Origin of the sequence: Fundidesulfovibrio magnetotacticus (assembly GCF_013019105.1) — a bacterium.
In the GTDB taxonomy this organism is placed as follows: domain Bacteria; phylum Desulfobacterota; class Desulfovibrionia; order Desulfovibrionales; family Desulfovibrionaceae; genus Fundidesulfovibrio; species Fundidesulfovibrio magnetotacticus.
Genome location: NZ_BLTE01000001.1, coordinates 145,383 through 157,691, shown reverse-complemented (window position 1 = coordinate 157,691; position 12,309 = coordinate 145,383). Strand labels below are relative to the sequence as shown.

Annotated in this window: 12 protein-coding genes; 3 read left to right on the top strand and 9 right to left on the bottom strand. The window is 67.1% G+C overall.

Annotated elements, in window-relative coordinates:
- Positions 1 to 155: 155 nt before the first annotated feature.
- From NNJEOMEG_RS00720 to NNJEOMEG_RS00710, 3 genes are all read left to right on the top strand, one after another.
- Positions 156 to 2,081, top strand: a complete 1,926-nt coding sequence (locus NNJEOMEG_RS00720) for a potassium transporter Kup (protein WP_173080337.1) — start codon at positions 156 to 158, stop codon at positions 2,079 to 2,081.
- Between the two features lie 86 nt (positions 2,082 to 2,167).
- Positions 2,168 to 3,064, top strand: a complete 897-nt coding sequence (locus NNJEOMEG_RS00715) for a sulfite exporter TauE/SafE family protein (RefSeq protein WP_173080335.1) — start codon at positions 2,168 to 2,170, stop codon at positions 3,062 to 3,064.
- 22 nt (positions 3,065 to 3,086) lie between these two features.
- Complete coding sequence (locus NNJEOMEG_RS00710; RefSeq protein WP_173080333.1) at positions 3,087 to 3,917, top strand: EcsC family protein; 831 nt, start codon at positions 3,087 to 3,089, stop codon at positions 3,915 to 3,917.
- 73 nt (positions 3,918 to 3,990) lie between these two features.
- On the opposite strand, the gene NNJEOMEG_RS00705 is transcribed toward NNJEOMEG_RS00710, so the two are convergent.
- The 9 genes from NNJEOMEG_RS00705 to NNJEOMEG_RS00665 form a co-directional block, all read right to left on the bottom strand.
- Positions 3,991 to 5,637, bottom strand: a complete 1,647-nt coding sequence (locus NNJEOMEG_RS00705; RefSeq protein WP_173080331.1) for an OmpA family protein — start codon at positions 5,635 to 5,637, stop codon at positions 3,991 to 3,993.
- 24 nt (positions 5,638 to 5,661) lie between these two features.
- Entirely contained in the window at positions 5,662 to 6,180 is a 519-nt protein-coding gene (locus tag NNJEOMEG_RS00700) for a hypothetical protein (protein WP_173080329.1), read from the bottom strand.
- A 35-nt stretch (positions 6,181 to 6,215) separates the two neighbouring features.
- Complete coding sequence (locus NNJEOMEG_RS00695; protein ID WP_173080327.1) at positions 6,216 to 7,130, bottom strand: nucleotide-binding protein; 915 nt, start codon at positions 7,128 to 7,130, stop codon at positions 6,216 to 6,218.
- Between the two features lie 4 nt (positions 7,131 to 7,134).
- Entirely contained in the window at positions 7,135 to 7,620 is a 486-nt protein-coding gene (locus NNJEOMEG_RS00690; protein WP_173080325.1) for a hypothetical protein, read from the bottom strand.
- A gap of 80 nt (positions 7,621 to 7,700) precedes the next feature.
- Positions 7,701 to 8,891 carry a disk-shape morphogenesis protein volactin gene (locus tag NNJEOMEG_RS00685; RefSeq protein ID WP_235956779.1) on the bottom strand — a complete coding sequence of 397 codons (1,191 nt, stop codon included), beginning with the start codon at positions 8,889 to 8,891 and terminating at the stop codon, positions 7,701 to 7,703.
- 45 nt (positions 8,892 to 8,936) lie between these two features.
- Entirely contained in the window at positions 8,937 to 9,443 is a 507-nt protein-coding gene (locus tag NNJEOMEG_RS00680) for a hypothetical protein (protein ID WP_173080323.1), read from the bottom strand.
- Between the two features lie 39 nt (positions 9,444 to 9,482).
- On the bottom strand, positions 9,483 to 10,187 hold the full coding sequence (locus tag NNJEOMEG_RS00675; protein ID WP_173080321.1) for a hypothetical protein: 705 nt from the start codon (positions 10,185 to 10,187) through the stop codon (positions 9,483 to 9,485).
- Positions 10,174 to 10,755, bottom strand: coding sequence for a hypothetical protein (locus tag NNJEOMEG_RS00670; protein ID WP_173080319.1), 582 nt, complete (start codon positions 10,753 to 10,755; stop codon positions 10,174 to 10,176). Before NNJEOMEG_RS00670 ends, NNJEOMEG_RS00675 begins: the two co-directional genes overlap by 14 nt.
- Positions 10,752 to 12,290: a HEAT repeat domain-containing protein gene (locus NNJEOMEG_RS00665; RefSeq protein ID WP_217270457.1), complete on the bottom strand. Its 1,539-nt coding sequence runs from the start codon at positions 12,288 to 12,290 to the stop codon at positions 10,752 to 10,754. The genes NNJEOMEG_RS00670 and NNJEOMEG_RS00665 overlap by 4 nt, the downstream gene beginning before the upstream one ends.
- Positions 12,291 to 12,309 lie beyond the last annotated feature (19 nt).

The window sequence follows — 12,309 nt, the reverse complement described above, 5'->3', positions numbered from 1 at the left end:
ACGCTTCTGGCCTGCCGCAGCCATCGCTGCAGGAGGGCAGGGAACGCCGACACTCGTTGAACATGTCCAAGACGCCCCCCTCCGGCGCGCGGCTTCCGCGCGGGCAAGCCCCTTCAAACGACCCTCTTGTCGACGGGTTCCTGCGCAATTACGCCATGCGCGGCCTGCACCCGGCGGCGCGCGACCCCCTTGGGGTCGTGGGCGGCCATGCGGGCCATGATCTTGGCGCGCTCACCCCAGCCCTGGCCCTGGGCGCGCTGGGCGTCGTTTTCGGCGACATAGGGACAAGCCCGCTCTACGCCATCAAGGCCTGCTTCCACGACGGAGCTTTCGCGCCGAGCGAGACCAACATCCTGGGCGTGCTGTCGCTGGTGTTCTGGTCGCTCATGCTGGTGGTCACTCTCAAATACGTGCTGTTCATCATGCGCGCCGACCACAAGGGCGAGGGCGGGCTGTTCGCGCTGTTCAACCTGCTGCGCAAGGACGGCAACCATTTCTCGGCCCGTTCCATGAAGCTCATCGTGCTGTGCACGCTTGCGGGCGCGGCGCTGTTTTTCGGCGACGGCATGATCACGCCCGCCATCTCGGTGCTTTCGGCGGTGGAGGGCCTGGGGTACGCCACCGACGTGGCGCGTCCGGCGGTGTTGCCGCTCACCGCGGCCATCCTTGTGGGACTTTACGCCCTGCAGCGCCGCGGCACGGGAGGCATCGGACGGCTGTTCGGCCCCGTGATGCTCACGTGGTTCGCCGCCATCGCCCTGCTCGGCATCGGACAGATCGCGCGCGCGCCCGAGGTGCTGGCGGCGCTGGCCCCGCACCACGCCCTGGATTTCCTGTTCCGCCACGGCCTTTCCGGGTTCGCGGTCCTCGGGTCGGTGGTGCTGTGCATCACCGGATGCGAGGCCCTGTATGCCGACATGGGCCATTTCGGCGCGCAACCCATCCGGGTGTCGTGGTTCTCGGTCGTGCTTCCCGCCCTCACGCTCAACTATTTCGGTCAGGGGGCCGGGCTTCTGCTCGACCCGGCCATCGCCTCCAACCCGTTCTACGGCATCGTGCCCGGCGCGCTGCGCATCCCCATGGTGCTGCTCGCCTCCATGGCCACCATTTGCGCCTCGCAGGCCATGATTTCGGGGGTGTTCTCCCTCGCCCGCCACGCCATCCTGCTCGACTATCTGCCCAGGATGCGCGTCATGCGGACTTCCTGGATCATTCCGGGCCAGATCTACATACCGGCCATCAACACCATCATGATGTGCGCGAGCGTTCTCCTTGTGTTCGCCTTCCGCGAGTCGGCCAACATGGCCGGCGCGTTCGGCCTCGCGGTCACGGGCACCATGGTGGTGACCACCTGTCTGTACTTCTTCGTCATCACCCGCAACTGGAAGTGGCCCCTGTGGATCGCCGCCTCGCTGGTCTCGGGATTCCTCATCCTGGACCTGCTTTTTTTCGGCACGAACCTCCTCAAGGTTGTCAGCGGCGGCTGGTTCGTCCTGCTGGCGGCCTGCGCGGCCATGCTGTGCATGCTGGCCAGCAAGCGCCATCAGGACGGCAATTGGCGTCTGACGCTTTCGAGGGGCTCCATCCCGCTTGAGACGTTCATGAGACGCCTGGGCGAGATCGCGCTCGCACGCGCTCCCGGCACGGCGGTCTTTTTGGGCGTCGAGGCGGCCAACACCCCGAAGTCCCTGGTGGATATTCTCGGGGAGCGCGGGGTGCTGCATGAGAACGTCGTGATCGTGTGCCTGCGCAGGACCGGCGACCCCACGGTGGAGGCGGGCAAGCGTCTGGCCGTGCGACACCTGGGTCTGGGCGTCCATCAGATCGTGGCCCGCTACGGATTCATGGAGCACCCGAACGTGCCGGAGCTGCTCGACGAGGCCGAGAGCCACGGCGTGCCGCACGACCCTGCCCTTGTCTATTACCTGGGAGGCCAGAGCCGCCCCAAGGCCGGGCATGGCCCCTGGGAGAATGTTCTCGACGCCGTTGGCGGACTGCTCTTTCGCGGGGAGCCCCCGGCGTTCACTTCTTTCGGCATCCCCGCAGCCCGCGTGATCACCGAGGCTGGCGATGTGGAGTAGGCTTTTTACGGAAAGCTCGGGCGCATGCGTTCGCCTCAAAAACGACGCGCAACGACGCTTCCAGGATTGGAGACGAGGTCTGGTCCATGCTTGAAATCGCCGCTTTGGTCCTGTTCGGGCTGTTCGTCGGGTGTTACGGCACGCTGGCGGGCATCGGCGGCGGGCCGCTCATCGTGCCCGTGTTGGCCATGTTCTACCATTACGACACGCCAACGCTCGTGGCCGTCTCCGTGCTCGCGATCTTTTGCAACACCCTCTCCGGCACCATCGCCTACATGCGCGAGTGGCGGGTGGACATGTCCAGCGGCACCAAGTTCGGTCTTGTGGCCATACCGGGCGGCATCGCGAGCGTCATGGCCATCCACTGGATCCACATGAACGTGTTCTCGTTCCTGTTCGGGTTCTTCCTGCTGCTTCTGGCCCTGTACATCTACGCCAAGCCGGTGAGCGCCGACGCGCGCAGCAGCAGCCCCTTCTTCGGCGGACTCAAACAATTGCGTCGGCGCGGCAGAAAGCCGCGCCTGAGCTTCGGAGCGGAGTTCATCTCCGAGGCCGACGACGAAGTGCGCAAGCCCGCATCCAGGCGCATCGTCGACCGCCAGGGAAACACCTTCGCCTACACCGTGGACGAGCCGTTGGGCATGGCGGTGACGGCGCTTATCGGCGCGCTTTCCACGTTCCTCGGCATCGGCGGCGGGCTCATGCAGGTTCCCGCGCTTGTATACATCCTCAAGTTTCCCGTGCACATCGCCACGGCCACTTCGCACTACATCACCGCCATCAACTCCGGCTTCACCCTGATCGCCCTCATGTATTCGACCACGCTGCCCTACAAGACGGCCCTGAGCCTGGCCGCTGGAACCATCGTGGGCGCACAGATCGGGGCGCGTCTCTCGCCGCGCTTCAGCGACAAGACGTTGCTGCGCCTGCTCATTCCGGTGTTCATCGTGCTCAGCGTGAAGCTGATGTTCTTCAACTACTGATTCCTGGAGACCGCGCACGCCTATGGATTCGCCACCGGTCCGCACCGTAGCGTCCGGGAAGGGACCGGGCGAGGCGTTGGACGCCCAGGCCATGGAGCAGTTGCGCACGGCCCGGTCGCTGCTAGAGCACCGCAGCCTGTCCCACCGTTTCCTCACCACGCTTGGAACGCCCGTGGACCAAGCCTACGCCCTTCTGCCCCGCAAGGCGCGCGACGCCATTGCCAAGGGGGCGCGCGGTGCGCTGCTCAAGCTCTCCGAATACGTCATTTCCCACACCATGAACGAGGAGGCGCGCAGCGATCAGTCGCGCCTGCACAAATGGGGCGTGATGCTTTCGGGAGGGATCGGCGGCTTCGGAGGCCTGGCTTCGCTTCCCGTGGAAATAACGGTCTCGACCTCGATCATGCTGCGCTCCATCGCCGCCCTGGCCAGGCACCACGGGGAGGACCTGCGCCGCGTCGAGGCACGCCTGGCCTGCATCGAGGTTTTCGGGCTGGAAGGCGATCACGCCCCGGACGAACCCGTTCTGGCCAGTTACTTCACCACTCGCTCGCTCTTCGCGCAGGAGGTGCGCACCGCCCTGACCTACATGGCGGCGGGCGCGCAGCGCAACACGCTACGCCCCTCCCTTGTGCGCATGGTCGAGTTCATCGCCCCACGTTTCGGAGTGATGCTGGAGGAGAAGTTCCTGGCGCAGTCGCTCCCCCTGGCCGGGGCCATCGGCGGGGCCGCCCTCAACGCCATCTTCCTGGACCACTACCAGCGCACGGCGCGCGGACACTTCATGATCCGCCGCCTTGAGCGGGAGTGGGGCGCTCAGGCGGTTCGGTCCGCCGTGGCCTCCCTGGACTGACCCCACACGGCCGGGGGCGTTCCCGGATAGTCGGCCCGGAGCTCCCCAGCGTCGCACCTGATCGCCCTAAGCCTCACCAGGCCAGCACGTCGGCCCGACGGGCCAGCAGGCCGCCCGCCGCGGGCTGGCCGGAGGACAACGGGCGTACGGCGCCCACTCCGCAGGCCGTCACCAGCTTCTCGGGAACGCCGCCCGCCACCAGGGCCCGGGCCACGGCCAGAGCCCTGGCCTGGGCCAGGGCCACGTTGTCCGGGTAGCGCTTGGCGAGCACTCCACGCAGCGGCTGGGCGTCGGCATAGCCCAGCACGAGCACGACCTTGCGTGGCTTGGCCAGGACCTTTTTGACCAGTTCCGCGATGTCCTTGTTCTGGGCCGGGCTCAGAACGTCGGCGGCGGGAGGGAAGGGCAGGCTGAACTGGTCTGGCCCAGCGGCCTCGGGCTTTGCGGCCGTCGCTTGGGGCAAAAGGGCAGGGGCAGCTGCAGGAGGAGGGCCGGTTGTCGGCGCGGTCTCGGGTGCGGCGGCGGAGAGGATTTCCTTCCCGGGAGGAGCCGGGACCGTCGGCGGCGCGGGAGCGGGCGCGCCGGACGCAACGGGCGCGGCAGGGGCAGGGGGCGACGTCTGCTGCTCCGCTTTGGCCCGGGGCTCGCCGGGCTGTTCCGGCCGCACGGCCTCCCCGATGGCGTGCTGCCGGGGCGGCGCGGGGCGTTCCTTGTCGTCCGCGCCAGGCGACCGCGCGGCTTCGCCGGGCGCGGAACGCTGGACCGCCGACGGTGGTTTCTGACGGTCACTGTCCCCCCAGAGGGCGGAAAGAGCCACCACGAGCACGAGCATCAGGCCCAGACAGCAGCTTTTCCAGAAGCGCACGCCGGAAGCGTCTGCGGCGTCCGTGCGGTGAGACGTTTGCTCCTGGTCCGCGTTGGAGGAGACAGGCGTCGCCCGTTCTCCAGCGGCCAACGCTTCGGCCAGCCTCGCTTCCAGTTCCAGCCGCAGCGCCTCCAGCTCTTGTCCCCGCGCCTCCAGCTGCTGTGTCTGCCGTCCAAACTCCTGGACGCGCGTCTCAGCGGAGCGGGCGCGTTCCTCGGCCAGCGCGAGCCGTTCCCGCGCCTCGTCGCGTTCGGCGGCCAGCGTGCTTATCAGGGCCTGCGCCTGCTCACCGCGTCGCCGCTCCTCTTCAAGGGAGGATTCCAGGCGCGAGCACTCTTCGAGCAGGGCCTTTTCAGCTGCCTTGGCCTCCTCGCTCTCGGGAATCGGCGCGGACCGTGACAAATCGTCTTCCAGGCGTTTCATTTCCCCGCGCAGGGCATCCAGATCTCCCTGCGCCCGCAGCGCGTCGGCGCGAGCCTCTTCGAGCATGGAGCGCGCCGCTTCGAGCTCCCGGGCCAGCTCAGCGGCCAGGCGTCGTTCCTCTTGCGTCGCCAGGGCAGCCTGCTCCAGCGCCTGCTCGGCCTGGCGCAGCAGCTCCCGCGCCTCGTCTTTGTCCCGCGCGGCGCTCAGACGCTCCTGCTCCAGGGCGGCGGCAAGTGTTTCCGTCTCCTGGCGGAGCCGTTCCTTCTCTTCGTCCGTGGCCGGTGCGGCCGGGGCGAACTCCACCATGGCCAGCCGCGAAGCCGTGGCCTCCAGCAGGGAAAGGACCCGCTCCTGAGACTCGGCGAGCCGTGAAAGACCGGATATGGAGAAATTCCCGGGGCCGTCGTGTTCGTTGGGCGCCGTTGCCGACATGTCGCCTCCCGTACGGGCGTGGGGTTATCTGTCCCGGTCGATGATCTGCTGCCATTGGCGCTGGAGGCGGTCCAGGTCGCGTTTGAGCTCCTGGTTGACCTCCCGCTGGGAGCGCAGGGCGTCCTGCGCCTCGTGGCGCGCGCGCTCCGAATCGGCAAGCCTGTCGCGGCAGGAGTTGAGCTCCCGCTTGAGCACTTCCACCTCGCGCTGGGCCGCATCAAGTCGCTCCTGGCATTGGGAGGCGCGGTCGGCGAAGCGCGCGGCCTGGGCGCTCATGGCTGCCAGCTCGGCCTTGGACCGGGCCGAGGCGTGCTCGAGCCGATCCTTTTCATCGAGGGCCTGCCTGGCCACGGAGCGCAGCTCGAAGATGCGCTCTTCAAAGACCATCCGGCGTTGGGCTTCCGCAACGGCGAACTGTTCCATCAACAGGGCCAGCCTCTGGTTCTGGCCTGCAAGACGGGACACGATGCCGGAAATCAAGGCCGTCTCGGGTTGACGTGTCGACTCATGTTCCGATGGTGCGGTGGCGTGGTCTTCTTCCATGGCCCCTCGCGCATGCTGGTTCAGGCTTTTAACAGTCACAGCCCCTTGTTCACGATGAACGCGGCAGCCCTTTGCAGGTCCTTGCCGAAGGGGCAGCCGGGCTCCTCGATCAGCACGGGCCTGAGTTTCATGGCCGCCCTGGTCACGGCGGGGTCTTCACGCACGGTCATGATGTCGTGCACGGTGATGCTCAGAAATTTTTCCATCAGCTTGTTGATGGTGGCCCCGGCCTTGATCCCGGCCTCGCCCGAGGCCCTGTTGACCAGCGTGACGGGCGCGAAACGCGCGTTGACGCGGCGCATCTTCTCGACATTCTGCGGGTCCACCGCACGGGCGCGTTCGAGCAGGGCCTCGAAGGTTTTGAGCTCCGGGTGGCTTTCGGCGTCCTTGGCCATTTCAAGCAGCGCGAGGATCTCCGTGGCCCCGGCTTGCTTGAGGTACAGCGCCATTCTTCGGAACACCATGGTTTTCAGGAAGCTGTAGAGGCTCATGAGCGAGGGCACGTCGGGCGTGGTGACGAGGAGGCTTTTCCCGGCCATGAGGGCGAAATCGACCACGTTGTTGGTGACGCCCGCGGCGAGGTCCAGCAGGAGATAGTCGCACGGGAGTTTGCGCAGGTGGCGCATGAGCTTGATCTTGCGCTGGTAGGGAAGGCTGGCGATGCCGGGGACGTTGCCTCCGGAAATGAGCGAAAGCCCCTCGATGCCGGTGGGAAGGACGGCCTGATCCAGTTCGGGAATCTTGCCCATCAGGAAATCGTCCAGCGTGCAGGGCACGTTCCTGAGCCCGAACAGGACGTTGAGATTGGCAGAACCGAGGTCGAGGTCCACGGCGATGACGCGCGCCCCCGTGCGCGCCAGGCAGATGGCCAGATTGGCCGAAATGGTGCTCTTGCCGACCCCGCCTTTGGGTCCGATGACGGCAATGATCGCTGGTGTGGGTGCTGTCACGGCGTTAATCCAGTTTGAGGAAGGCCAGCAGGTCGGCTTCGATTTCTCGAACGGGCGCGTCGCGCAGTTGTTCCGTGCCGGTGGAGGGAGGCTCCGCAGCTTCCGGGGGCCGCGCGGTCGGCGCCGGGCGCGCGCAGACGTGGCTTACCGCCAGGGCGACGGCTTCCGGGTCGAGCGCCCCCGGAAGGACGGCGGCAACCCCGCGCATTTCCGGGAGGCCGAAGCCTTCGGGCAACGCGCCGAGCACCACGACTTCGCAGCCGGGAGGAAGCTCATGGCAGAGTTCGGGCAGGGCGCGCAGCTCGCCCGGCGAGGCGGCGGAGGCGTCGAAAACCACGACACGGGGCCGGGCATCCCGCAGGGACTTGCGCAGCGGGGTCAGGGCGTCGTGCAGGGCCGCATCCGCGTTGTCCCTGGCGATGCGTCGCAGGAGAACGTTGCCGCGCACGAAGTCAGGGGAAAACACGGCCACATGGGTCGGCCTGGGCATCGGGGAGCCTGTGTCCATTGCGTGGTTGGTTCGGGAAGGGCCGCGCCTTCGGGCGTGAAGGCGCGGCCGGGTTTCGCGTCCTAGGCGGACTCGCTCATGGCCATGATGAGCGCGCCGCGCGCGGTGGTGTGCAGGGGGTCCGCCGCCAGGCGCACGTCGGAGACGGCGATGGGCAGCGAAACGGTGTCGAGCACCTTGCGGAACTTGTTCACGCAGCCCTTGGGCATGGCCGTGCCGCCCGAGAGCACGATGGGAATGGGCTTGGCGATCTTGGGCAGCTTGTCGGACGCGGCCAGCACGCGCTGCAGGCTGTGCAGGAGCTTGTGGATGACGGCGTCGTAGTAGATGTGCAGGGCGGTCTGCACCATGTCGCCCGCTTCGCGGGAGAGGTCGAGTTCCTCTTCCTTGATGAACTTGATCTTGGTGGCGGGCTCGCCCACGGCCTGGCCGGTCATGGTGTCGATGTAGTCGCCAGCGGCCTGGATGCTGAATGTGATCACCGGGAAAGACAGGTAGGAGAGGCACACGTTGCACATGCCGCCGCCCATGCTGATGCCGATGCCGGTGTAGTCGTCCTGCCCGAGTTCGGAGAGCACGGTGGCCATGCCTTCGTTGATGGAGATGGGCGTGTAGCCGAGGTTTTGCAGGAACATCTTGATGACCTGCTCGTGGTAGGTCACTTTCCCTGCCGCCGCCTGCCCGTCCACCGGTTCGCCGGGGATGCCGTAGCAGATGGTTTCGCCGAAGCGTTTGGGCTTCTGGATGAGGGTGTTGACCACGGCCTGGACGACGCTGATGCCGTCCTTCTCGGCCGGGCTCAGGAGGCCGCCCTGGATGGGCCTTCGGGAGCTGGTGTTGAAGGTGTTGGCGAAGTTGTCGGCCGACGAGCCCACGATGCAGAACTGGTCGCCGCGCTCGAAGAACATGATCTCGTGGTTTTGCAGGATGCGCCTGGAAAATTTCGAGATGGGGATGGTGAAGAAGGCGTTCACCTGCTCGGTGATGTGGATGTGGTTGCGCATGTTCTGCGCGGCCACGATGCGGCTGGTGCCCACGTCGAGGCCCACGGGGCCGCTGGGGCGCTCGGCCTGGTCGATGCCGTCGATGTGCTGGTTCACCGAGGGCTTCTGCGAGGCGGCGATGGCCGCTTCGAGGCTCTGGTCGCCAGGAACGGACGACCCCCAATTCACCGGGGCACCCACGGTCGATTCGGCGTCGGCAAGGCGGTCCTTGCGCTCGAAGATGTTCTCGGAGTCGTTGTTGTCGGCCATGGACGGATCCTCCTGGGCAGGGAGCGGCGCTGGGCCGCTCCGGGATTACTTGTTCAGGATGATGGAAAGCTCCATGCGGTTGTGGGCTTCCTTGATCAGGGAGTGGGCCTTGCCCAGCAGTTCGGATTGCCGCTTGCCCACGGGCATGATGCCGGTTTTTTCAGACTCGATGCGCTTGAGGCCGTCCTTGATGGACGCGAGCTTGGCGACAACCCGCTCCCGCTCGGCCTGCAACTCCCGCAGGTCGGAGAGAATGGCCGCCTTGAGCGCGGAGCTGGCCTGCGCTTCGGCCCGGGCGTCGCACGCGCGGCGGCGGGCCTCGCCGATGGCTTCCATCAGGGCGTTCCGGCGCTCGCCGAGCAGGCCCAGATTGCGGTCGACGCGGCGGGATTCGTCACGCAGCGCGGCGATCCTGTCCGCGCAGGCGCTGGCTGCGGCGTCGAGGTCGGCCAGCACCTCGCGGGAGCGTTCGATCTCGCGCAGGAGCGTGGCGGCCTCGGGGAGAAACCGTTCCGTGCGGCCGTTCAGGCTGGGCTCGTGCTCGCCGGACATGGGGTTGACCTCGTTTCCTTGTGCTTTCGCCGGGCCGGGCTAGCGCCCCTGCATGGCGGCCAGGGCCCGGCGTGTTTCGTCGAGTTCGATGGAAAGGCGGAATCTTTCGTCCAGGGCCATGCGCAGGTCTGCTTCCAGCTCCTTGATGGCGGCGGCGTTGGCGGCGTTCTTTTCTTCCAGCGCCCGGTTCCTGGTTTCGAGCTTGCCGCAATCCTTGAGGGCCGCTTCGAGGCGGACTTCGACGGCGGCGAGTTCGCTCTGCAACTGCGCGCGGGAGTCTTCCAGGGCGCGTTGTGCGTCCTGCAGGCCCTTGAGAACCGCCCCCACCTGCTCGTCGCGGCGTCGCAGGTCGCGGATGGTGATTTCGGCGTCGCTGCGCTCCTCGATCAACTGGTCGATGACCATCTGCAACTCGCGCTTGGAGGGCATCTCCTCCTCAAGGCGCGCGATGGTGGAGAGGAGTTTCTCGCGTTCCTGTCGCAGTTCGCGGATGCGCTCCTTGGCCTGGTTCAGGTCGGTCTCGAGCAGCGTGTTGATTTCAAGGACTGAGGAGAGCTGGGTTTCCATGTCCTGAATGGCGCCCAGCATCTCCGCGATCACATTCTCGAAATCGACGGAGGCGCCGTCGCGCTGCAGCGCCGTGGAGACCGGGGAGGCGGCCGGGGCCTTGGCTGCGCCCGCTCCCTTGCCCCTGTCGAGCAGGGCGTTCAGGTGTTCCTTGATGCTGGTGTCAATAGGCGGCATGTTTCCCCCGCAGTTGGCTTCGTCTCTGGTAGTAGGAGAGTTTGAAGCCCTTGGCGGCGCTGCTCAGTCGCTCCATGATGTCGCCGAACTGCGCCGTGGCCTGGCTGATCCTGTCTTCCAGGTCGTTCTTGCAGCTGACAAGCTCCGGCAGGTCGCCGATCCGGGATTCCAGCTGACGGTCCAGCGCTTCCAGTTCCCCTCGAGCGAACTCCAGGCGGCGAGCCCCTTTTTCGATCTCCAGCACGTTGTCCTCGAGCTCGGCGGAGGCGGCTTGCCAGGCGTTGTCCTGGCGCGCCTGCTCGCGGGTCAGGAACGCGAGTTCCTCCATGGCCGCGTGCTCGGCGGAGCGTTTCTCCCGAAGTTCGCGGCGCAGGGCGTCCTCCTTGGCCATCAGGGCTGAGAGTTCGCGGTTGCGCTCTTCCAGGAGCAGGCGCACGGCCTTGAGCTCGGCCGCCAGGACAGCCGGGTCCGGTTGGCCCGACTCCCCGGACGGGCCGGGGGCTGTCGAGCCCCCGGCATCGCCGGAAAGTGGAAGGTCGTCGGGGCCGTTGATCTCCTGGGCGTTCATCCCGCGTTCCCGAGGAGCAGCTTCCGGATTTCGGCCTTGTTCAGCTTGGGATCGCACTCGATGCCCAGCTTCTCGCACAGGGCCATGAGGTCGGCCTTGTTGAGGTCCTTGATGGTGTCCGGATCGACGGAAACTGCGCCGCCCGGGGCCGCGCCGTCCCATTCGACGGGCTCGGGGAGGCCGAATTCCTGCTGGGCGACGGGTTCGGGGCGGGCTTCCTGAGCAGGGGCGACGGCTTCGGAGACGGTTTCGGCCTGGATGGGATCGGCCGCCGGGACCTCCTGGACGGGTTCGGACGCCGCCTCAGGACTAGCGGGGGCCGCTTCCGCCACGGGCGGGGCGGGGGGGGCGGCTTCTTCGGACGCGATGGACTGGCCGGCCCATTTCTCCAGCAAGGAGGCGATGGCGCGGTCCTGCTCCGCGCCGGTGGCGGAGAGGTCGAACTGCACGGACTTGCCGGTGATTCCCCGGATGGCTTCCAGAGCCTTTTCGCGAATCTCCAGGCTCTCGTCGGCCAGGGTCTGGATGAGGCCGGGCACGGCGGTCTCGTCGCGCAGGGCGGCCAAGGCCCCCACCACGCTCTTGCGCACGTTGGCGTCTTCGTCGCGCAGGCACTGGAGCAGGGCGGTCACCGCGCCGGGGAAGTCCTTCCAGCCCAGGTAGGCGGCCACGGTGCGGCGCACCTCGGGGTGTTCGTCGGAGAGCGATCCGATGAGCACCGGGGCCGCTTCGTCCTCGGGGGCCATCTTGTAAACCCCGCGCAGGCTGATCAGGCGCACGCCGAATTTGGGGTGCGTGGTGGAATCCTTGAACACGTCCAGGGCGGCAGGATCGTCCACGCCGCTCAGGGCGTTCAGGGCCTCCATGGTGAGGTCGGGGTCGCCCAGGCGCGCCGCGGCGACCAGCACGCCCACGCTGCCGGGGCCGCCCATCTTGCCGAGTTCCGATGCGGCCAGGATGCGCACCTCGGGCTCTTCGTCCAGCAGATCTTCGGCCACCTTCTTGAACATCGCCTTGGCGGAGCTGTCCGCGAAGGACCCGCCGTCCAGGGCCATGCGGATGGCCAGGGCCAGTTCCTTCTGGGCCTGGGCCTGGCTCATCGCCTTGCGGGCAGGGCGCTTGCAGGGGGCGGGCTGGGCGGCCTCGCGCCTGTCCATTTCGGCCAGGCCGCCGCGCAGACGGCTGATTTCGCGCTCGAATTCGCGCACGTCCTCGATCAGCTTGAGGATGGCGTCCTTGCGCTGGGCGTCGTCGGTGTCGCCGCTGGCGCTCTGCCTGCCGATTTCCAGGTAGCGCTCCTGGATGACGGCCTCGCACTCCTTGATGCGCTTGCGAACTGCGGCGGCCGCAGAGCCGGGCAGCGAGATCTTGGGCAGGCTGAAACCCTTCACCATGCCGGCCGCGCCATCGAACACGCTGCCGAAAGACCCGAAGAGGCCCGTCGCGGCCTCAAGCCCTTTGGCGACGCCCCTGCCGGTGGTGTTCAAGACAAAAGCGACGCCACCGAGGACACCATGTCTTTGCGTCGAGGTCATCGTCTTCTCCTTGGTTGGG

Excerpts from the sequence above, each read along its gene's own strand:
- NNJEOMEG_RS00675 (WP_173080321.1), bottom strand. The coding sequence starts at position 10,187 with ATGCCGCCTATTGACACCAGCATCAAGGAACACCTGAACGCCCTGCTC.
- NNJEOMEG_RS00700 (WP_173080329.1), bottom strand. The coding sequence starts at position 6,180 with ATGGAAGAAGACCACGCCACCGCACCATCGGAACATGAGTCGACACGT.
- NNJEOMEG_RS00710 (WP_173080333.1), top strand. The coding sequence starts at position 3,087 with ATGGATTCGCCACCGGTCCGCACCGTAGCGTCCGGGAAGGGACCGGGC.
- NNJEOMEG_RS00690 (WP_173080325.1), bottom strand. The coding sequence starts at position 7,620 with ATGCCCAGGCCGACCCATGTGGCCGTGTTTTCCCCTGACTTCGTGCGC.
- NNJEOMEG_RS00665 (WP_217270457.1), bottom strand. The coding sequence starts at position 12,290 with ATGACCTCGACGCAAAGACATGGTGTCCTCGGTGGCGTCGCTTTTGTC.
- NNJEOMEG_RS00685 (WP_235956779.1), bottom strand. The coding sequence starts at position 8,891 with ATGGCCGACAACAACGACTCCGAGAACATCTTCGAGCGCAAGGACCGC.
- NNJEOMEG_RS00670 (WP_173080319.1), bottom strand. The coding sequence starts at position 10,755 with ATGAACGCCCAGGAGATCAACGGCCCCGACGACCTTCCACTTTCCGGC.
- NNJEOMEG_RS00715 (WP_173080335.1), top strand. The coding sequence starts at position 2,168 with ATGCTTGAAATCGCCGCTTTGGTCCTGTTCGGGCTGTTCGTCGGGTGT.
- NNJEOMEG_RS00705 (WP_173080331.1), bottom strand. The coding sequence starts at position 5,637 with ATGTCGGCAACGGCGCCCAACGAACACGACGGCCCCGGGAATTTCTCC.
- NNJEOMEG_RS00680 (WP_173080323.1), bottom strand. The coding sequence starts at position 9,443 with ATGTCCGGCGAGCACGAGCCCAGCCTGAACGGCCGCACGGAACGGTTT.
- NNJEOMEG_RS00720 (WP_173080337.1), top strand. The coding sequence starts at position 156 with ATGCGCGGCCTGCACCCGGCGGCGCGCGACCCCCTTGGGGTCGTGGGC.